The organism is Oligoflexus sp., assembly GCF_035638955.1.
In the GTDB taxonomy this organism is placed as follows: domain Bacteria; phylum Bdellovibrionota_B; class Oligoflexia; order Oligoflexales; family Oligoflexaceae; genus Oligoflexus.
This window is the reverse complement of sequence record NZ_DASQYZ010000309.1, coordinates 1-20057: the sequence shown is the minus strand read 5'-3', so window position 1 is coordinate 20057 and position 20057 is coordinate 1. Positions and strand designations below refer to the sequence as shown.

The following is a 20057-nucleotide window of genomic DNA, read 5'->3' as shown; positions in this document are numbered from 1 at the left end:
TTATTCGTCGCTGAATTTGGCAGCGTCCAGGGTCACAGCTTTCAAATCGGCATTGCGTAAGACAAGCCCCCAAAGGTTGGCTTGACCTTGGCCTGGAGCTTCTTCATCACGTTCTGAATTGTAGAGCGCAGCCTCCTCATCATATGATCCGGCCGCCGCGTTCCATATGAGAACATGGGCTGGCGTTTCGTTATTGTGGACGTCGACAGCCAGCGTAATGGTTCCCGATGCATCAATGCCCTCCAAGACATGGTCACTGGTGCCAGACCCATCGGCCTTGATACTGGTCGACAGCTCGGTCCCCGTGCGATCAAACTGAACCGTGAGCCCCTGTTCCAAGCCGTTTGTTGAATGGGTAATCAAGGCCAGGGAGCCACCTTCCGCCAAGGTAAATTCCAAACCAAAGTTATCCTGAGATAGGATTGAGTTTAAAGGAGCTGCCATGACTACCGCTCCTGTGCCTAGCAGCTGACTCGGTCCACGTTCCAGATTGCCGGGTTCCACGAGGTAATACGACTGATTATTAAAAGAATCTTGAATCAGACTGGTCTCTTTATCGTCGTCCTTTTTGCAGCCGGTGGCCGTCAAAACAGCAAGAGTTATCAGAAAAGAGGCTTTTTGCATGCTTTATCTCCTTTGCGTCTCATTTGGACTAAATTACTTGCAAGAGTTTTGCAATAGCAAATGGGTCTATTGGTTATATTGTGGAAATTATTAATAATTTTTTATTTCCATAAAGCATACTTTTGCATTACAAGATCCCCCGCCATTTGGGTTAAAATTCATCGAATTTTGCAAATGGTCTGTGAATCTGCACATGCAGTTCATGCTTAAACATCCAATATAATTGACGTGTTTTTTGAAAGTAAAGAATTGCGAAAATGTTCCGATAAATATTTTGCACATACCAAGGAGATTGTAACGATGGATCGGGCGAACCGCTTTTCTTTTCTCTATTATCTCGCTGTGGGAACGCTTGCTGCCGCATGCAGTTCATCGATCGTGATAGGCAGCATCAAGAGTCTCAGACAATCGCAACGTGGACCGGTTCAGCCTGCAGGATTCGCACAATGTCCTGGGGATTCATTCCGACCAGAAAACCACGCTTGCCGCCATTGATATAAACTTTGTCGAAAAGCAAAATGCTTTCTTCAAAATAGACGGGCATTTTCTTTTTGGTGCCGAAGGGTGAGGTGCCGCCCACCTGATAGCCGGAATGTCGATCGGCAACTTCGGGTTTGCAGGGCGTTATGGTTTTCACTTTCAAATGTCGAGCCAGCTCTTTGGTGGAGACCTGCCTATCCCCGTGCATCAGCACAATCAGCGGCTGCTTCTGGTCATCTTCCATCACCAAAGTTTTTAACACAGCATGCTCATCGACCTGCAATTCCCGAGCGGAAACCGTCGTGCCGCCCTTTTCCTCATAGGTATAAAGGTGCGGTGTGAAGGCAACTTTTTCTGCAATCAATTGGCGTATCGCCAGGGTCATGGGATGATTCACGAAAGGTTTCCTAGATGAAATTCCGCGTGCTGGGCCAAAGGTCCGGCATGGACCGTTTCAAATCCTGGCACAGATAAATCACGAGATGCCGCTCATAGGGCATGCGCAAAGGATGGTCGAACGTGCCGAGCACGCGCAAGGTTCCGCAGGTCTTTTCATGGTTTTCTCGCTGACCGCCGATGATGAGCAGCTGCGTGGCGTTGGCCGGATGAAAACCCCACAGAAAATAGTTGTTATGGCCCGATGAGGCCGGCGGTAGACCGAGAGCCGGACCATGGTAATCAATGGCGCCCGCCTGGCCATAATTCTGCGCGTAAATTGCTGTCACAGCTCGTTCCGGTTCCGGCAGCTGCTGATAAAAAGCGGCGATCGTCTCCACCAATTCCCGCCAGCCAAACATGTCCGCATAGTGCTGGGGGAGTGCGCCTTGCGAATGATTTTCACCGCTCGCCGGGCGAAATCCGAGCGCCTCTTCATAAGCTTGATAAAGATGCACGGGAAGGACCGGCAAACTCAAAGGCAGGAGAATAAGACCCGAAAGGCCAATCATCAGTGGAAAAAGCCAGCGCAGGCGGAGCCCAAGAGCTTCAAATTCGAGGGCTCCTACGGCGATCAAGGGTGCTATCAAACTGGCCGCATAGTAGGTCTTGCCATGGGCCGGGATCAGCAGCAGACAAAAGAGGACGACAACCCAGGCGTAGGGCCTTACGAACCGCCAGCGGGCGCGGGTCAGAAGCACAAAAAGTCCAGGAACCCAGAGGAAGGCCACCAGAGGATGGTGATGCAGAATCAGCTCGCCCAACAGGGCGGTCACCGAAAGCGCCTCGTTTTTATAAAGTCGGGCATTCTGTTGAAATTCCAAAGTCGGCCACGCCTGCTGAAATTGCCATAACAGATGGGGACTGATGACGATCAGGCTCACGGCGGCCAGTACCATAATTTTTTTCACGTAGCTTGGACGATTGGGTGCATTTCCTAAAAATCCAAGGCTGAGAAGGACGGCATACAGTGCCGTCGTATGCTTATTGAGGGTTCCGATTCCGATCAGAAAGGCAAGGCCCATCATGGCGCCCAGGCGAAGGTGATGGATTTGCGAAAAGAGCCAGAAGATGGCGAACCAAAGCAGCGGTTCCAGACTATTCATCGAATAGAAGTGATCCACGCCCAGTCGAATCGGGGACATAATCAGGGCCACAGCGACCAACGACAGCGCCAAGGGGCCTCCGTTCTGCCTGCGCACCCAAGCCAGGACCAGAGCCAGATGCGCCGCAGCGACTGCAAACGACCAGAATCGATACAGCGACAAATCCTGATGAAAAAGATAAGACAGGAGATGACTGATCCAGGCCACCAATGGCGGTTGATCGACATAACCCCAGGCCGGTCGAAGCCCGCATATAAAGTAGTAGAACTCATCCCGGAAGATGCCGTAGGATCGATAAAAATAGGTGTGTAAGAGGAAAAGCAGCAAAGGGGCCAGCAGCACCAAAGATGAATGAGTGAGTCGTGACTTCATCAGGCAACCTCATACTGGGCAGGGCGCGTCTTGCGAAATATATAGGCTTGATATACTTTGGTGTCAATGATTTGAAATCTTTTCAGCGCTGAGGCCAGCGAATGCGAACGACTTGGAAACTTGGACTTATTCTTCTGCTTCTGTTGCCTGCGATTTGGCTGGTTCGCCTGCTTTTTCTTCGGCCTTTTAATATCGATCATTTTTTTGATCGTACATTCATACTCTATGCTCTGGATAGCCCCGAGTATTTATCCGCATCCCGCCTTCTGGATCAGTATGGAGTGAATTCCCACCGTCGGCATTTGGACGATATCTCCGTCCAGGCTCTGGACCGCGCCCAGCGTTTTCTTGCCCAGACCGAGCGGACCTTTCGCGCTTACGATCGATCCCATCTCGACGAGGCCGAAGCCTTATCCTACGACGTGTTCCAATGGCACTTGCGTTCGCTGCAGGATGCCGTCGGGCCGTGGCGTTTCCACGATTATTCCGTTAATCAGATGAATGGCGTGCAAAACGATTTCCCGCGTTTCATGCAGGAAGTGCATGAGGTTGAAAGCAAGAACGAAGCTCGCGATTATGTGGCCCGGCTCTATGCATCTCGGGATAAATTTGATCAGCTGATCGAGGGACTCCAGATTCGAAAGGACAAGGGCATTGTGCCGCCGGATTTTATCCTGGATCGTGTGATCGGGGAGATGCGGGATTTCATCAGCGTGCCGATTCGCGAGAACATGCTCTTCAAATCGTTCGAAGCGAAACTGAATGCATCGAGTCTTAAAGACAAGGACCGCAAGATTTATCTGGAGGGTGCAGAGGGCGCGATGCGCGATGCTGTGTATCCTGCTTATACAAAACTGATCGCCTACTGCGAGGAGCTACGCAAAATCGCGAGCTCCGATGCTGGCGTTTGGAAATGGCCGAATGGAGCGGCCTATTACCGCTATGCGCTCGCCCAGCATACCACCCTGGATCTGGATCCTGAAGCCGTCCATCAGCTGGGCCTGAAAGAGGTGGCCCGGATTCAGGGCGAGCTGCGAACGATCCTACAGCAGCAGGGCTATCCTGCATCGGCATCGTTGGGCGAGACTCTGACCGCGTTGGCGGCGGAACCACGATTTTACTATACGGATGATGCCGCCGGACGGGAGCAAATCCTTCGCGACTACCAGACCATTATCGACGAAGCGATCCAGGGACTCGGAAATTTCTTCGTCTCGATGCCGAAGGTTCCGGTCAAGGTTGAACGCTTGCCTGAGTTTCAGGAAAGGACTGCGCCCTCGGGTTCCTATTCGCATCCTTCCATCGATGGGAAAAGACCGGGCATTTTTTACGCCAATCTCGGCGATATTAAAAACACAGTCAAATATGGAATGCGGACGCTCGCCTATCATGAGGCTGTGCCGGGCCATCATCTGCAAGTGGCCATCGGTCAGGAGGTGAAGAGCCTGCCTTTGTTTCGCCGCGAACTTCAGTTCACATCATTTGTCGAGGGCTGGGCCCTTTACGCCGAACGTCTGGCCTTTGAGGCCGGACTGGAAAGGGACGCTTTCGATACCGTCGGACGATTGCGCGCTGAACTCTTCCGCGCCGCGCGTTTGGTGGTTGATACGGGCCTGCATGCCAAACGCTGGACGCGGGATCAGGCTATCGATTACCTCCAGGCTCAGGGCGGGGTGCCCCTGGCTCAGGCAACGCGCGAAGTGGAACGTTATGTCGTGATTCCAGGCCAGGCCTGTGCTTATATGATTGGAATGCTCAAGTTTTTAGAATTGAGATCCAAGGCTCAGCAAAACCTTGGCCCGAAGTTCGACATCAAAGCATTCCATAAGCTGATTTTGGAAAACGGCGCCATGCCGCTCGCTCTTTTGGAACAAAGGGTGGATCAATGGGTGACCAAACTGCTTTGAGGGGTTCATGAAACCGAATGAACATCTTGTTATCATCACCGGACATAGTTCTGGACTCGGTCGAGCTTTGCTGGACCTGTGTTTGCAGGATAAAACGCATGTCCTTGGCATCGCCCGTCGTCGGGTTGACCTTTTGCATCCCTGCCTGAAACAGATTCAAGCCGACTTGAGTGACTCGGAACTTCGCATTGAACAGTCCCTGCAGCCTTTGGATGCGTTTTTGGATGCCAGTGTCTGGCGAACTGTAACTTTGATCAATAATGCCGGCACCGCGCAACCCATCAGCTTTATGGGTCAACTCGATGCGCAGGCGATCGCCTCCAGTCTTCACATCAATTTAACGGTCCCTTTACAACTGAGTAACTGGCTCCTGCAGCGCTTTCCTCAGCAGAGGCTGCGCATTGCTCAAATTTCCAGCGGAGCTTCGAAAAAAGCCTATCCTGGCTGGGGCGCCTACTGCAGCAGCAAAGCCGGTCTGCGCATGGCAGCCCAGGTTTTGGCAGCTGAAGCGGAACTGTCAGGACGCGATCTGCGCGTTCTGATCTATGAGCCGGGAGTCCTTGATACTCCGATGCAGGAGGGTTTGCGGCAAACCAGGGCTGAAGATTTTCCGCAGGTGGATCGGTTCCGCCAGATGCAGACCCGGGGCGAGCTTGTAGCCCCCACCGATTCCGCACGTGAGCTCTGGCGTTTACTGAGCAATAAGGAAATGCCTTCGCTTTTGGAAATACGTTATGGGGACCGCGCATAGTTTTGCTTGTTTCATTCGAACCTATTTTCTAAGATCGCTCCCATTGTTCGTCTACAAAACTTTTAGAACATGTGGAGCTGGCCATGAGAAGTCTGCGACCGATTCTGTGGGCTGTGATGAGTTTGAGTCTGGCAGGCAAGGCGTGGGGTGCGACCGAGTGTCAACACGCTTACGAAAAGGTTTTTCCCTATGATGCGCCCTTGGGCAATGAACAGGCTTATATCAACGTTCATAGCGAGGTGCTATTAAGCTATGATTGTCAGGCGGCCAAGGCCTTGGCGGCTGCGGAAGCCCGTGCCGGTATCTTTGATCTGGAGCTGAATCTCCTGCAAGCTGAAGCTGTTGCCACAGCCCAACAGGGACAGCCTGCAACGGCGAGAGCCCGGGTCCTGGTCATGGGTTTCGAAGTGGCCCGCGAGGATCTCGATCTCGACCAGATGGTCGATCTTTCAATTAGCCCGGAGCCAGAAGTTGATGTGTCGGGAACACTGACGCTGAATGTAGGACCTGTTCCGGTACCCATTAAATATGGTGTGACAACCAACGCCCAGCTGCATATTCAAGGTGGAACCAAGGGTTTCGGTGTGGCGCTGAGTCTGGTGCCAGCGGCCTCGGCCCAGGTCTATGTCCAGGCGGGTCTTGATATCGCCATCGCCGAGGCCATAGCCCGAGGCGATGTGGTCCTTTTGGACGATCAACTGAATAACGAAATCGCCCTGACCTTCGAAGACAGCGATCGGGGTTATATTCGTTTTGATGCGAGCAGTCGCAACTCTCTGCGTGCCTTGAGTGGGCATGTTTTGGTACGAGCCAAAGCCGGGTTAGGGCCTTTCTCCAAATCCTATGAACGCGACCTGCTGCGATGGGACGGATTGAGTCAGGATCAATTGCTCTTTGACTATTCTGATCGCGTCGCTATTCTAAACTAAGTCCATATTGATGACCAGGCAGGGCTTCGCATGAGGTGAAGCCCTGCCCATGTTTATGCGAAAGGGGCTTCATGAAGAAACGCCTCCTCATCGTTCTGTCCATCGGCCTGGCGACACTCGTGGCGGCCACGGCTCTTTATTATTACCGGCCCGTGGCGCTTTATTCAGCAGCAACCCCGCCTCAAACCAAAAAAGGTGCTCTGATCTGGCAGCCGCAGGATGTTCCGTCCTGGACCCTGGTGCGCGGCGAGGAGCTGATCTATGACCTGAATTATGCTGGCAGTGGACATTTTCCTGGACAAACAGGCCAGGGCTTGGATGTGCAATTGCAGGGCAGTTTGCACATTCTGATCCTTTCCGAGGAAACCAGTGGTTACCGAGTCTGGCTCAGCATTCATCCGCAGAGCGTCCCGCAGCTGCAGCATATTCCGGCGCCGATGCGTTTAAGTTTGCAGAGAGGTTGGATCGAAGGCGTGGGAGCGCGACTCCTGTCCCGTGGCTTTCAACTGGAACCTAATATTCCGTCTGATATGGATCCCACCCTCGCTCATTTCTGGCAATCACTCAGCGAACGCATGCAGGCGGTTCTGCCTCCGGTTTTACAGACGCCTTCCTGGAGTCAGGAAGAAAGCTTGGCCGGGGCCACTGTGATTGCTCACTACGAACTTGATCCCACGCACCTGAGTCCAGGACTTTTGGGCGAAAAGATTTATGTTCAGAAATCTTATGATGAGACGCCTTCGCCAAACAAAAAGTTGAGTGGGGAAAGTCTGATTCTTCTGCGTCCCCGCTTTGAAGGGCTGGAACAACTGCAGGCGGAAGCCCATGAGGTCCAGGAATTGAATGGACAAAGCTGGACCAGTGACACCACACTTAAACTGCAGTGGCAGAAGCAAATGTCGCAAACCGAGGCACGGGTCGCGAGCCTCGAATCCCGCTGGGGCCAAACGCGAGCGGAAGGGCGTGTGGAGTCCAGTCAGGAATCCAGCATTCAAAAAGCGGCGCTGGGCAGCCTTGGGCTCGATGAACTGTGGAGTCAGATGTATCAGCCAGGTTCGCAAAATTCTCAGGATCTTTATTTAAAACTGAAAGCATGGATCTATCTTCATCCGGCTGAAATACGTCGCCTTATGGAACGCTTGAAAGGGCTGGATGAAGACGATCCGGCATTGAAAATGGCCATTCGCGCTTTGGCGGCTGCGGGACAACCTGAAGCCCAGAACGCTCTGGTTGATCTTATGGATCAGAGGCAGGAGGATGTGCCATTGGCGCGAAAAATTATCACAACCCTGGGTTTGGTTCCAGAACCGACCCTGAAGGCTCAGCAGGCCCTTGAGCGCTTGAGTCAATCTCCAGAGGATTCACCGGTTCGACGCAGCAGTCGACTGGCTCTTGGAATGATGGCGCAACGTCTCAGTCAAAAGCAGGATGCTGAAGCGCAGACACGGGCCAGGCATATCGAGTCCCTGGCTTTGGACCATCTGCGTGAAGCCAAAGGTCTGTCCGCCACAACCGAAGCTCTGGCGGCTTTAGGAAACTCGGGCCTCTCGCGTCTGGAGGACCTGGATCCTTGGCTCAAGCATCCGGATCCGGCCATCCGCGGCCAGGCTTATTTCGCCCTGCGTTTTGCCAAACCCCTGAGCACTCCCGATTTTCTGGTGACTCATTTTGCAGCGGAGGAATCGGCGGAAGTGCGCCGTCAGATCATGCAGGCTATCAGCCTTCGGACGCCCGATGTGAGCTGGTTTCAAGCCGTACAAAAGCTATTGACTCACCCCTTGCCTGATGAGGACAAGATCACGCTGGCTAAAAGTGTGATGGGTTCGGTGCGCAAGCACCGTCAGGCTTCACTGAATGTACTCGCGCAGCTCCTGGAAAAAACCCAGGACGCTGCGGTGCGGGAAAATCTTGCGAAGTATCAGGAAACGGCCAAAAATCAGGTCGCGCTTTGATCAGTTCAGAATGTTCAATGGCTGCGTCACCGCTTGAGCCGTCCCGATACGGAGAAAGCTTTTGATTTGGGTGTCTGTCACATTACGCGGCAGCACCTGACAGTTCTCCAATTTGATTTCCAGAATCAACTTTTCCAGCTGACTGGAGTAGCTGAAATTTTGCGTCGTCCAGTGCGCGAAATTTCCGGTATTGCCGAAAAGGTCGCTGCCGGTCACCACCTGAAGCGTGGCATTGGAAATAGCCACGCCCTGGGAATCCAAAACAGCGTAAGCCACGGGTTGAAAGCCGGTTGCGAGTTGAGCATCCAAATCAAAAAGAACCGGCTGATCTTTCAAAGACTGCACGGAACCATCCTTGCAATTCAAAACAGACAATTCGTAACGCAAGGTCTGCGTTCCCAGCTGCGTGCTGATGCCGTTTGAGAGTAGTTTCGCCTGAGTAATACCGACGGCAGTTTGATCGCAGCCTGCGATGGGGCCGGAGGAGGTCGGTGTGCCGTTGGCGTCACCCGAAGTTCCGGTTGAGCCGCCGTCACCTTCAAGCGACTCGGCTTCCGCCACGCCTGCTTCCGTCTTGCTGGAGAATTTGCTGCCAGAGCAAGCGGTCGCGCCTAAAGACAAAACCAAAATAAGGAATTGGATTTTCGTGCCCATCAGGGTTTCCTTGTTGCAGTGTGACTATATAATAAGCAAGGAATATGCCTGGGTTTTTGGTCGGAAATCTCTGGATAAATTGAGGCTGCTGTCAAATCCCTGGGCAGACAGTGTCTGCAGAATGATAAGCCCAAGTGCAGACAGTCTATGCAAATTGACAAAAAAATTTGGGGAAGATCGGAACCGACCTTCCCCCCAAACTTCAATACAGGTTTACCGAATCCAACTCGTATTAGGAGCCTTTTCGACAAACGGCTTTCCCAAATTCACTAAGGATGCGACTCACTCCAGTCGCTTGATTATTAGGTATCAAACGCGACGGGTGACTGCCATGAAAAAACTGTAATGAATAATTTCGGTGGGGACTATTTGCTTCAAGGCGGGTCAGGGCCTAGGCTTTAAGGAGGGATGACGTTCCGTTGTGGACAAGTTGATTCCCGCTTGAAAGCGGGAACCTATTGCAATTACAGAGAAATATTCATTTGAGCCGCAAAGATGTTGCCGTCGATTTCCGACGTGCCGACGACTTTTGCATAGAAAGGCTGGCCAATAAACTCGCGGGTATCATTGATTCCCGTTTTGGTTTGGGTCACACGGCTGTAACCCAAGTCCAACGACGCGGTTTCATTGAAGGAATAGCTGCCTCCCAGCGAATAGAAGCGCATGTCACCGGTGGGGATGCGCAGCGTGCGTCGCTCATTAGGAACAGGCGATTTGTCATAAGCGTAGCCGGTACGAACCGTCAGACCTGGGGTCACAGCGTAATCGAGACCCGCGGAGTAACGCAACGCATCCTCCCAGCGTTCATCCACGCGGCTGGCAAGCGAGCCGCCTTCCTTGCGATAGATACTCAGATCTTCAAAATTGCTCCAGCTGGTTTGGGTGATGTCAGCACTGACTTGCAAGCCTGCGCCTAATCCTTGCACATAACTGAGGCTGATAATTTCTGGCAACTGAAGCGGAGCGGATGCTGCAAAATCACGGAACGAATCCACGGCAGGAACGTTGCTGAACTTGGCATCACCTTCCAGTTTGGCATCGACAGTGGAGCGATAAGCCAGACCCAGGCGACTCGTTTCTGTGAACGAAACCAGTATACCTGCGTTCCAACCGTAACCCCAGGCGTCACCTTCGATGGTGCTGCTGCCCACGGTCTGACCGTTCGGTGCCACGATAGCTTCGCCAGTTTGTGGATTCAAAGCCACGACACCGGGAGCGAGCAGCAAGGGACTGGCCGAAGGGTTGGCTGACGACAGTTCGGCTTGCGCGTAGACCGCGTTGAAACCAGCGCCGAACGACAGCATCGGGCTCATCTTAAACGAAACGCTCGGGTTGATGTTGGTGGTCCGAACATGGGATTTTTCAGCCAGGATGCGACCGACAAAGTCTGCGTCGTAACCGGTTTCGCTCGCAAAGTTCGAGAACACGCCAAGACCCAGGGCATAATCCTCGCTCAAAGGATAAACAGCGTAGACGGCGGGGATGACGGGACGATCAGGGGCTGCATTGGCACTTGATACGCCCTGGGCCTGGATGGATGGCAGGCCAGCTGCTTGGAGAGCTGGGACGACGAGAGTCGATTCCTGGACCTCAATTTCAAGATCGGCATCGATGGTCGCAGCCGATACGCTGAATTGCGGTCTTTTAAGACGGCTCATGGCAGCAGGGTTACTTCCGACAGTGGTGGCATCTTCGCCAGCCGCTGCTTCGCCCGCATAAGCCCGACCCAGGCCGCGTGCATTTTTTTCAACGATCTGATAGCCACCGGCCAAAGCCTGGGGTGCAATAGCCGCCAGGGCGGCAAGAATCGCGCTGTTACGAATGTGATTGTGCATGAATGAATTTCCTTATCTTTATTTCGCAGCCATTTTTTTCAGGATATCGAGGAACGCCACCGTGGGAGCAAAGATCGCAGGACAAGTCGTGTGCTTGTACTGAGGACCTTGAGCCGGGCTTGGGAACGTCGTAACCACAACGTTCGGTGCCGGAAAAGCTTCCTTGGCTTTTTTCACCGAGCTCACGGGCACCACTTCATCATCCACGCAGTGGAAGAAGAGGGTCGTGGCGCGCGGTTGCCAGCCTTTGTTGGTCAAGCTCTGCGACTGCAGGTAGCTGTGGAGTTTCACAGCTTCGTTCGATTGGGGTGCGGCGCTGAGGAAATCATCCACCAGAGTTTTTTGCAGCATTTCAGAATTCTTGTTTGAAATCTTGGAACCGATGTAGTCGTTGTTGAATCGACCTGTGAACAGAGCCTCAACCGATGCGGTTGGCAGGTTGAAGATCGCTTCCGGATTAAAGTCGTTATTCGACAGCCACTTGCTATACGACAGGATCAGGAAGGGAATATTCACCGGATGCACGGTTTCACGTTGCATCAACTCGATAGCGATGGCGTCGAGATCATAAGGTCCGCCCGACGGTGCGGTTGCGACCAGAGGGAAATCCTTAGGGTAGTTGGTTTCAATTTCTTTCTGCAAAGCCAGCGTTGCATAACCGCCTTCCGAGTAGCCTTTCAAGAACAGAGGGCCTTTGCCAATCGTGTTGAGGTCGGCAAATTTATAAGTCGCTTTCAGAAAGTCGATACCAGCATCGGCGTAGGCTCTTTCAACGAGGTACGGATGAAGGACTTTGCTGGACGAACCGTAGCCTATGTAATCCATCACGACCGCCACAAAACCTTGCGACGCTTCGAAGATTCCTTCCGAAGGCGTGACCGAAGGAGAATCGGCTTTGCTGGTGGCGGTTCCATGCTGCACGCCGATCCATGGATAGGTCGGCTGCTTGCTGTCGGGAACAATCATGAGGCCCGACGCGACCACGGGAGCAGCAGGTGCGCCTGGTGTGGCTGGGATTTGACTTTGGTATTTGACGCGATAAATGTGGACGCCGTTTTTCGCTTGCAGATTGAAAGCGGTCAGAAGCGGTGCGAGTTTTCCTGATACTTCTTCCTGGCTCAAACTCACCACGTGGGTGGACTCGATCAGGTCACCACGAGCGCTCTGGGCCGGGGCATTCACCACCTGATAGTTCGATGGCCGATCCAATTGCACAGTTTCAGTTTTGCTTCCTTCAGCGCAAGCCAGCAGACTGGCGAGGGCGCTGAAGGCCATGACGGGGCGAATGCGAATCATACACAGATTCCTTCCATGAAAGACGGTCGTTTCTGACAAAAGGGACAGCTTAGTTTCTTAGGCGAAATGCCTGGGGTTTGCAATGGAAAAGCTTTTTCAGCAGTGTGTCACGCAGAAGCATTTGGTAGCAAGGGTGGCGGGTAGTTGGGTCTCGCCAGGCGGTGGTTTAGAACGCCTTGGAGAGGGTCACAAATTTTCCATCATGGTGATGGGATCGCGCAATCTCGATTCGCACTCAGCATGGCACGTCTTTAAGTTGACTGATTTTCAGGTGGGACAAGCGGGGCATAGACGCCGCAGACTGTGGCCTAAAAAGCGAAGAAACTGGGCCTGCCGCGGCGGGGCGATTCCAATGCGGCTGGCCATTCTTTGATAGGCTCGCATCTGCGGCGCGTGAGTGATGAGAAAGTTCCAGGCCTCAAGGCCCGAAAGCACATGACCTTGATGGAGAATTTGCAATTCATTGGGTCGTGCTTCGTGGGAATGTTCCGACATTTTGGATTCCTGCCAGGCGAGGACGCGCCAGCCACGCGGAGGATTGGAATCCAGGATGGACGCCAAGGTGCGACACACCGCGCAGTAATTGTCGAAGAGCACAACCACATCCATCCAGCTTCTCCCAAAAAAAGTTGAAGCGGATAAACCGGCGTCGGCTTATCCGCTAGGGCTTCCTTTGAAAGAATACCACAGTTTGGTAGGATCAGTCGGCGATGGCCCGGCCGACGTTCAAACGACCCCCGCTCAAAACCCTGGTTTTCAGGCTCGAAACAGGATCCACCGTTTCCAAAAGGCGATCCTTGATTTCCCTGGCTGTCCAATTCGGATGGGTCGCTTTCAAAAGGGCCGCGGCTCCAGCGACAACCGGCGCCGCCATGGATGTGCCGCTCATCTTTTGGGTGCGATTCGAAAGCCAGGTCGACAGAACGTTGGTTCCTGGCGCCGCAATATCAACTGTGGTGGGTCCGTAGCTCGAATAAAAGGCCAGTGAATCCGAGGTGCCGGTGGCCGCCACTGAGATAATATTATCGAGATCGTAACTGGCGGGCAGAGTGGCTGTCTTATCATTGTTCGAACCATCATTGCCGGCGGCCGCAATGAAGAGAAAGCCTTGATCACCCGCGGCCGCGATCAGTTCCTTGAGTGCATCCGGTTCATTGGGATCATAGGTTTTGTCGACCTGCCCACCCCAGCTGTTGCTGGTGATGGGAATACCCATTTTGTTAGCATATTCTATGGCCTTCAAAGCGCCTTCCGTGTCGCCTTCACCGGTTTTTCCATCGATAAATTTCAAGCCAACGATACTGACATCCCAGTTAACACCCACAACGCTCATGCCATTGTTGCCCTTGGCACCAATCACTCCTGCGCAATGGGTTCCATGACCGTGATCATCCATGGGATCGTTCGTATCCTTAACAAAGTTCCAACCGCGGAAGTCATCGATGTAACCGTTGCGATCATCATCGACACCGTTGCTGCGTTTGTCTTTGCCACTGGCATCGGGCCCGCTTTCACCGGGATTGGTCCAGTAATTGGGGGCCAGATCCGGATGATTGTAATTCACGCCGGTATCGATCACAGCAACGACCACGTCCTTGGACCCCGTGCTGACTTCCCAGGCCGTGTTGCTGGCAATATTTTTGTGGTGATACTGCGAGCCATAGCTGGGGTCGTTGGGTGTTTTGGAGATTTTGAAAATACGGTTGGCCTGTATATAGGCGACATCCGGATTTTGACGAAGCGCTTCCAAAGCTGCAGCCTGGGTATCCCTATCGGTTTCGACGATGAAAGCCGGAATGGATTCGAAGCTATGAACGGGAGTCACGCCAGCAGCACGAAACAGCGACCGTGCGGCTATTGCGTTATCTTTTAAACGTACGATGTAACGTTGGGATCGATGAGGTTTTTCAAAATCGATCAGGCGCGCTTCCGCGAATGTCACACCTGAGACGGCTACACCTAAAAGAGTAGTCCATGCCGCCAGCATTCTTCTCATAATCGGCTCCTTTTGCGAATTTCATAAAAGCATCTGCGGGCCATCCTACTAATGTCGGCCAGCTGGTCAATTCAATGATTTGGAACGAAAACGTGTTAAGAATTCTTCGCTGGCTGGTGGATCAAAGGGGAATAGCTTATAATTTTTTGTAGATTGCCAAGAGGAACGATCATGGTTGATTTGATGAGCCGTAAGGTTCTCTCGCTTTGCTCGCAGCAAAATCGTGAGCTGGTGCGTAAGGCATTGGCGATGGCGAACTATAAAGTCAGCTTTATCAGTTCGCTGAGTGAAGTCACGTCAGCGATCGCAGAATTCAAGCCCAGTGTTCTGGTGCACGACTGGCAAGCTGTGGATGAAACCCAGACCCGGAAGTTCCATCTGAACTTCAGTCGCACCTCGACAGCCGCTGAATTGATCCGCGTTCTGATCGTCCCGGACGTCACACCCAATCTTTTGGCCTTTGCCAATGATGCCTTGATTGAGCGTGTCTATAGCTACGGAGCGGCCAGCCTCAACCTGGGCAATGAACTGGATATGGCGACCGTGTCCCAGGAAAAAAGCGAAGTCAGCCGCATGGTGCGCGAGACCCGTGCCGAGGGTTTTAAATATGATCAGAAAAAAATCGACGACAAAGTCGAGGAGCTTTATCAAAAGTATCCACATGACAATAAAGTCAAACTTGAGTTTGGGAATTTGAGTTTCCGGCAGAACAAGTTTGCGGAAGCCCTGGTCCTGGCCACCGATCTGGTCGCTCGCGAACCGCAGAATCTTCGGGCCATGAATCTGATGGCGCGAGCCATGATGAAACAAGGCCATTGGGATAAGGCTCTGCAAACCCTGGAGACGGCCCAAATCCTGAGCCCTTCCAATCCCGAGCGCCTCGTTCTGATCGGCGATGCCTGCTATGGGAAGGGTGATTTGAATAAAGCCCTGCAGTGCTATGAAGAGGCTGCGGATCTGGATCCTGATATGATCCCTGCTGCGCATCGGCAGATGGGCCAGATCAAACTGGAAATGGGTGAGGTGGAAGAAGCCCTCAACCTTTTTAAAAATAGCGTGTCGGAAGATGAATCGGCCGGGTTTTTCAACAACGCAGCGGTGGCTGCCGTGCGCGATGGCAAGCCGGAGCAGGCCCTCAAACTCTATGAAACAGCGATGCGTGCCCTTAAAACGAATCGGCTGAAACCACTGATTCATTTCAATATAGCCCTGTCGCATCGTCGACTCGGCGATACCGAGTCAGCCGTCAAGCATTTGAAAAAAGCTATGCAAATTGATCCGAATTATGAAAAAGCGCGGGTGCAGTTGGATCAGATCACGCGCCACGAGCAGATGAAGAAATCATCATAAGGGCCCAGGGGCCCTTGGCTCACTCCTGGACTTTGTCTACGGGAGCGACAGGAGCTGGTGCCGCTTCGCTTTTAACTTCCGTCTTATCGCCGGAAATTTCGGCTTTGAATTCCTGCCAAAGAGTTTGATCGCGTTGAGTCATGCAGCCGGTGAAAGGCAGCAAAAGCAAGGGCATCAGAATTAAAAGGCGCATAATTATCTCCTTAGGATGGACTGGGACACCCTTAGCCTTGCAATCCCTATTCCGATTAAATAAGCAATAAAATCAGCCCAATGGAATCCAAAAACAGGCTATAAAAACGACCTGTGCTTAGGCTTTTGACATCAGGGGCGGCCGATCCTGCCTCAAAAACGGCACCAGAAAAAGCATCGAGAGCACGAGAAAGGTCGGAGCCAGGAGAAAGGCCTGATCAATGCCCAGCGGATCCGCGACGCGTCCCACCGAAAGATGCATCATAGCCAACATCGATTGAATGCAAACGTAGACCATGATCATCATCTGTTTCCACGTGTGCGGAAACTTCAGACTGATGCGTGCCATCGTTAAAGGAAAGAAGGGTCCCAGCACCCCGATCAGAGGCAGGGCCCAGCTATGGCCTTGCTGTCCCAGGAGCGCAAAGATAATACCGAGTCCGAGACAGCCGAACATAACATGGACTTCAAAACGCGGCCGCACCAGCAGAAAACAGAGAAAACGGGTGAGTCCCATCACGAGGAAAAATGCCATCTGATACTGGGCAGCATCCTCGGGTTTGAAATTCTGCCGTCCGACCATCAGGGTGCTCATCCACATGGAAGCCAGGACTTCACCTGCCACATAGAACGCAAAAACCAGCATGATTATCACCGTCGACCCTTCCCAGATGGGCGAAGGGGAGGCTTTTATCCTGGGCCTTGGCTCGATGGTTTCCGGCGGCAGGATCTTGAAATAAGTGAAGCCCAACAGGAGGGTGACCAGCGAGGCGCCGGTAAATAGCCACCACCAGGGGCGCTCTGCCCGCGTCAAGGCACTGAAGAGCATCGGCGCAATCAAGGATCCGACTCCATACATAACCTGCTGCATGGAAACAAATCGGCCCCTTGAGGCTTCCGGACTCCCGCGAATGGTGAGAATGCTGCTGAGCGATCCGACCAGAGACACGCTGGCCCCAAGCAGCAGGCCCAGGGAAAGCAGGCTGAACTCGCTGCTCACAAAGGGAGCAAGGATCCCTGGAATCACAGCCAACCAGCTCGTTACGATCGCTGCTTTGCGATCCCCAATACGCGGCAGCATCCGGCCCAACGTAAAGGTGACCAGAACTGCTGCGACGTTGCCAATCATTAAAAAGAGGCCCGCGGTTTCATAGGGGATATTCAGCTGGGCACAGAGCACCGGCAGGACCGGGCCCCGGGCATTATCGATAAAGGCGGCTGCAAATAGACTGGCAAAGCCGGCAAAGAGATACCCTCGATGCCCCGACTCTTCGTGAGGACGCTCGGACACACAATCTCCTAACTCAGACTCACTTTGCGTCCGAGCAAACCTTTCAGATACAGCGATTCGGGAAAGCTCAGGAGCAAAGGATGATCATCGGCCTGCGAGAGCTGATGCAGAATTTGCAGGTCTACACCCGCGTCCACGGAGGCACCGAAGACCACCTTTTGAAAGAGATCGCGGCTGATCAAACCCGAGCAGGAAAATGTAGCGAGGATTCCTCCTTCACGCAGCAGCTGCATGGCGAGAAGATTCAGGTCTTTGTAGCCGCGACAGGCTCGATCGATATGGGCCCGATCGCTGACAAACTTGGGTGGGTCCATGACGATAAGATCAAAACGCGCGCCCTGCTCACGCAACTGACGCAAATAAGCGAAGACATCGGCACGGACATTTTCCATCTGGCAATCCTCGTTGCCTGGATTCTGCCGCCAATTGCCTTCAAGGATTTCCAGAGCGGGCCTGCTTTCATCGACACTGGTGACCCGCCTGGCCCCACCACGTTTGGCGGCTATGGAAAAACCCCCAGTGTAGCTGAAGCAATTCAGAACTTCGGCACCGCGCGCATAACTTTCGACCATCTGGCGAGCCAGCCTTTGGTCCAAATAGAATCCGGTCTTGTGACCTTCCCAGGTATCAACGGTCAAAGCCATTCCATTTTCATAGGCTACAGTTCGGGCCTGATCGTGGCTGCCGATTAAAATTTCCTTACGCTCGTGAAGGCCTTCCTTGGTGCGGATGGCCTCATCACTGCGTTCCATCAGAACCTTGGGACTGAAGATCGTTTTTAAAACTTCAATGATGGCGTCTCGATGATTTTCCATGCCCGCGGTCAGGATTTGAAAGACCAGATGATCGGCGTATTGATCCACAATTAAACCGGGCAGGAAATCAGCTTCCGACGCCACCACGCGGTGCATGGTTTGAAATCCCGGTCGTAACGCGGGACGGCGAGCCAAAGCGGCACGGATCTGCCGCTCCAAAAAGGCTTGATCCAGCTCCTGACCCGCCTGACGGCTGAAGATCCGGGCTGCTAAAGAACCTTTGGGGTTGTAGTAAGCACGAGCTAAAAATTGTCCCTTATGATCACACACATCGACGCTTGTCCCGGGTTGCTCGGCATTTTGGACACGATGAATCGCGCCGCTAAAGATCCAGGGATGACCAAGTTTGATGGCTTTTTCTTTACCGGGTTTCAGAATGATTTGGCTTTTCATAGGCTTTCTACAGCAGTGGAAAGGGCGGGATCATAGCAGAGGAATGGCAACGCTGCAAAAAAATAAAATAAAATAGCCCCCGGAAATTCCGGGGGCTTTTCCACTTGGGGGGAGGGGGTTCTTCAACCAGCAACGAACCAATTGAAGTAAGTGGAGTTCAGATTGCAATCACCTTGGATGAGCTTGCCATCTGCTTGTATCTTTAAACATTTGCCGCTGAACTGATTGCGCAGACGGAACTCAGCGGTACCACGCACGAAGAATTCCCAGGACTGATCCGTGGTGTTGGTACAGGTCTTCTGCACGACTGCAGCGTTTTCCGCATTGCTGACCACTGACATACACTTGTTCGACAGACGCGGCTTGATAGAGAAAAACTGATTGGCAGGATCCAGCACGGTGAACTGCTGATTCAGTGCTGTGGCGCTGCAAGGCGTCGAGGTCAGCTGAACGTTGTCCAGCGTGCTGCCCGCGGGTACGCCCAAGCAATCGTTTTTAACTTTGGCAGGATCAGCATAACGGAAACCATAGAATCGACCGGTGGCCGTCGCGGGATTGGCAGCCGTGGCCTGATTGGCTTTGGCGGCCGCAAGTTCACGTTCCAGGCGGGCATTCTCAGCCTTGGCCGTATCCAGCTGCTTTTGCAGATCGGAGTTCTTGGTGTTAAGATCTGTGATCTGTTTTTCCAAAGCGGTTTTCTGGGTTTGCAGGTCAGTGATCTGCTTCTGCATATCAACCTTTTGCTGTTCTGTCAGAGTCTTATTCGTGGCGATCTGATCATTGAGGGCCTTGATTTGTGAATCAAGATTGTCAGCGCGCTCCTGAAGGGTGGCCTTATCCGTGCTCAATTTGGTCAAGGCGTCCGACTGATCGCGAATCAGTTTCTCAAGCTCAGCTGACCGGTCGTTGGAATTGTTAGCGGCCTGTTGAGCCGGTAGACCCAATCCACTGTTGCCGAGTGTTGGTGTTTCGCTCGTTCGCTGTCCGCAAGCCAAGGCCAGCATATTAAGACTCAGGATCATCATCAGATTTCTACAAGTCATAACACTCATGTTCCATTCCTCTGGTCTGCTGTGTACTCATTTGGATGCTGTTGAACGGTCTGAATTCACCATTCGTGCCAGGACGGAGTCGAGGCTAGTCATAGCCCTTAAGGACTATTGAATTGATCAATATTATCGGATTGTTGCACGGTATTTCAGATGCCGGTCGGAAACAGCGTGGAAAACGGCAAGGCGTGTTTCCAGCGCCAGTGCGGAAACTCACATTATCGAATAGCCGAGCGAAGCTGCTCCGTTAGAAGCAATCATGGTGTCCGACACAAATGTCGAGATTTTTAACAGACGGAAGTCGAGGGTTCTTTAGGCTTTTCTTTTTTTTGCAGTACACAGAACTCAGGCTTGCTGCTAGAAGTTTGACGATTCATAGTCAGAACTTGTTCCTCCATCGTCTAAAAAGGGAGACGTCCATGAAGTCAACAGGCCTTTCTATCGCTTTGATGGCCGCCCTCGGTTTAAGCGGGTGCCTTGAAGCCACTAAAGTTGCCGGTCCTCCGCCTTCCATTGTCGAGCGAGAGGAGGTGAATGCCGCGACTTTGAATTTGCCACGAACGGCGCTGGCGGAATTGGGAAGAAGCGCCGATCAGTTGATTATTCGTGCTTTCAAAGTGGACAATGGGG

The 20057-nt window shown here is 52.8% G+C and carries 17 protein-coding genes and 1 pseudogene; 6 read left to right on the top strand and 12 right to left on the bottom strand.

Annotated features, from left to right (window positions below):
- The 3 genes from VE954_RS28125 to VE954_RS28115 form a co-directional block, all read right to left on the bottom strand.
- A complete protein-coding gene (locus VE954_RS28125) occupies positions 1-624 on the bottom strand; it encodes a hypothetical protein (protein WP_324959159.1) in 624 nt (207 codons plus the stop codon).
- Between the two features lie 400 nt (positions 625-1024).
- On the bottom strand, positions 1025-1489 hold the full coding sequence (gene ybaK, locus VE954_RS28120) for a Cys-tRNA(Pro) deacylase (RefSeq protein WP_349263842.1): 465 nt from the start codon (positions 1487-1489) through the stop codon (positions 1025-1027).
- A 22-nt stretch (positions 1490-1511) separates the two neighbouring features.
- Entirely contained in the window at positions 1512-3017 is a 1506-nt protein-coding gene (locus VE954_RS28115; RefSeq protein ID WP_324959154.1) for a glycosyltransferase family 39 protein, read from the bottom strand.
- A 101-nt stretch (positions 3018-3118) separates the two neighbouring features.
- On the opposite strand from VE954_RS28115, the gene VE954_RS28110 reads away from it, so the two are divergent.
- From VE954_RS28110 to VE954_RS28095, 4 genes are all read left to right on the top strand, one after another.
- Positions 3119-4924 (top strand): DUF885 domain-containing protein, encoded by a 1806-nt coding sequence (locus VE954_RS28110; protein ID WP_324959152.1) that lies wholly within the window; start codon positions 3119-3121, stop codon positions 4922-4924.
- A gap of 7 nt (positions 4925-4931) precedes the next feature.
- Positions 4932-5675: an SDR family NAD(P)-dependent oxidoreductase gene (locus VE954_RS28105; RefSeq protein ID WP_324959150.1), complete on the top strand. Its 744-nt coding sequence runs from the start codon at positions 4932-4934 to the stop codon at positions 5673-5675.
- Between the two features lie 83 nt (positions 5676-5758).
- Complete coding sequence (locus VE954_RS28100; RefSeq protein ID WP_324959149.1) at positions 5759-6604, top strand: hypothetical protein; 846 nt, start codon at positions 5759-5761, stop codon at positions 6602-6604.
- Between the two features lie 71 nt (positions 6605-6675).
- A complete protein-coding gene (locus VE954_RS28095) occupies positions 6676-8556 on the top strand; it encodes a HEAT repeat domain-containing protein (protein WP_324959146.1) in 1881 nt (626 codons plus the stop codon).
- On the opposite strand, the gene VE954_RS28090 is transcribed toward VE954_RS28095, so the two are convergent.
- The 5 genes from VE954_RS28090 to VE954_RS28070 all read right to left on the bottom strand — a co-directional run bounded on the left by VE954_RS28090 (position 8557) and on the right by VE954_RS28070 (position 14337).
- Complete coding sequence (locus VE954_RS28090; protein WP_324959144.1) at positions 8557-9210, bottom strand: hypothetical protein; 654 nt, start codon at positions 9208-9210, stop codon at positions 8557-8559. It abuts the gene before it with no gap.
- A 464-nt stretch (positions 9211-9674) separates the two neighbouring features.
- Entirely contained in the window at positions 9675-11045 is a 1371-nt protein-coding gene (locus VE954_RS28085) for an OmpP1/FadL family transporter (protein ID WP_324959143.1), read from the bottom strand.
- Positions 11046-11063: 18 nt separating this feature from the next.
- Positions 11064-12341 carry an alpha/beta hydrolase family protein gene (locus tag VE954_RS28080; RefSeq protein ID WP_324959141.1) on the bottom strand — a complete coding sequence of 426 codons (1278 nt, stop codon included), beginning with the start codon at positions 12339-12341 and terminating at the stop codon, positions 11064-11066.
- Positions 12342-12608: 267 nt separating this feature from the next.
- On the bottom strand, positions 12609-12950 hold the full coding sequence (locus VE954_RS28075) for a hypothetical protein (RefSeq protein WP_324959139.1): 342 nt from the start codon (positions 12948-12950) through the stop codon (positions 12609-12611).
- A gap of 91 nt (positions 12951-13041) precedes the next feature.
- A complete protein-coding gene (locus VE954_RS28070; RefSeq protein WP_324959137.1) occupies positions 13042-14337 on the bottom strand; it encodes a S8 family peptidase in 1296 nt (431 codons plus the stop codon).
- A gap of 171 nt (positions 14338-14508) precedes the next feature.
- On the opposite strand from VE954_RS28070, the gene VE954_RS28065 reads away from it, so the two are divergent.
- Positions 14509-15687 carry a tetratricopeptide repeat protein gene (locus VE954_RS28065; RefSeq protein ID WP_324959135.1) on the top strand — a complete coding sequence of 393 codons (1179 nt, stop codon included), beginning with the start codon at positions 14509-14511 and terminating at the stop codon, positions 15685-15687.
- Between the two features lie 19 nt (positions 15688-15706).
- Here VE954_RS28065 and VE954_RS28060 read toward each other — a convergent pair whose 3' ends face one another.
- From VE954_RS28060 to VE954_RS28045, 4 genes are all read right to left on the bottom strand, one after another.
- Complete coding sequence (locus VE954_RS28060; protein WP_324959133.1) at positions 15707-15880, bottom strand: hypothetical protein; 174 nt, start codon at positions 15878-15880, stop codon at positions 15707-15709.
- Between the two features lie 117 nt (positions 15881-15997).
- Positions 15998-17170: an MFS transporter gene (locus tag VE954_RS28055; protein ID WP_324959131.1), complete on the bottom strand. Its 1173-nt coding sequence runs from the start codon at positions 17168-17170 to the stop codon at positions 15998-16000.
- 8 nt (positions 17171-17178) lie between these two features.
- Positions 17179-18378, bottom strand: a complete 1200-nt coding sequence (locus VE954_RS28050) for a class I SAM-dependent rRNA methyltransferase (RefSeq protein ID WP_324959129.1) — start codon at positions 18376-18378, stop codon at positions 17179-17181.
- A gap of 122 nt (positions 18379-18500) precedes the next feature.
- Complete coding sequence (locus VE954_RS28045; RefSeq protein ID WP_324959127.1) at positions 18501-19430, bottom strand: RICIN domain-containing protein; 930 nt, start codon at positions 19428-19430, stop codon at positions 18501-18503.
- Between the two features lie 416 nt (positions 19431-19846).
- Here VE954_RS28045 and VE954_RS28040 point away from each other — a divergent pair.
- Positions 19847-20057, top strand: a pseudogene (locus tag VE954_RS28040) (hypothetical protein); the annotation flags it as partial.

Coding starts and splice junctions, on each gene's coding strand:
- VE954_RS28125 (WP_324959159.1), bottom strand. CDS start 624: ATGCAAAAAGCCTCTTTTCTGATAACTCTTGCTGTTTTGACGGCCACC.
- ybaK (WP_349263842.1), bottom strand. CDS start 1,489: ATGACCCTGGCGATACGCCAATTGATTGCAGAAAAAGTTGCCTTCACA.
- VE954_RS28115 (WP_324959154.1), bottom strand. CDS start 3,017: ATGAAGTCACGACTCACTCATTCATCTTTGGTGCTGCTGGCCCCTTTG.
- VE954_RS28110 (WP_324959152.1), top strand. CDS start 3,119: ATGCGAACGACTTGGAAACTTGGACTTATTCTTCTGCTTCTGTTGCCT.
- VE954_RS28105 (WP_324959150.1), top strand. CDS start 4,932: ATGAAACCGAATGAACATCTTGTTATCATCACCGGACATAGTTCTGGA.
- VE954_RS28100 (WP_324959149.1), top strand. CDS start 5,759: ATGAGAAGTCTGCGACCGATTCTGTGGGCTGTGATGAGTTTGAGTCTG.
- VE954_RS28095 (WP_324959146.1), top strand. CDS start 6,676: ATGAAGAAACGCCTCCTCATCGTTCTGTCCATCGGCCTGGCGACACTC.
- VE954_RS28090 (WP_324959144.1), bottom strand. CDS start 9,210: ATGGGCACGAAAATCCAATTCCTTATTTTGGTTTTGTCTTTAGGCGCG.
- VE954_RS28085 (WP_324959143.1), bottom strand. CDS start 11,045: ATGCACAATCACATTCGTAACAGCGCGATTCTTGCCGCCCTGGCGGCT.
- VE954_RS28080 (WP_324959141.1), bottom strand. CDS start 12,341: ATGATTCGCATTCGCCCCGTCATGGCCTTCAGCGCCCTCGCCAGTCTG.
- VE954_RS28075 (WP_324959139.1), bottom strand. CDS start 12,950: ATGGATGTGGTTGTGCTCTTCGACAATTACTGCGCGGTGTGTCGCACC.
- VE954_RS28070 (WP_324959137.1), bottom strand. CDS start 14,337: ATGAGAAGAATGCTGGCGGCATGGACTACTCTTTTAGGTGTAGCCGTC.
- VE954_RS28065 (WP_324959135.1), top strand. CDS start 14,509: ATGGTTGATTTGATGAGCCGTAAGGTTCTCTCGCTTTGCTCGCAGCAA.
- VE954_RS28060 (WP_324959133.1), bottom strand. CDS start 15,880: ATGCGCCTTTTAATTCTGATGCCCTTGCTTTTGCTGCCTTTCACCGGC.
- VE954_RS28050 (WP_324959129.1), bottom strand. CDS start 18,378: ATGAAAAGCCAAATCATTCTGAAACCCGGTAAAGAAAAAGCCATCAAA.
- VE954_RS28045 (WP_324959127.1), bottom strand. CDS start 19,430: ATGAGTGTTATGACTTGTAGAAATCTGATGATGATCCTGAGTCTTAAT.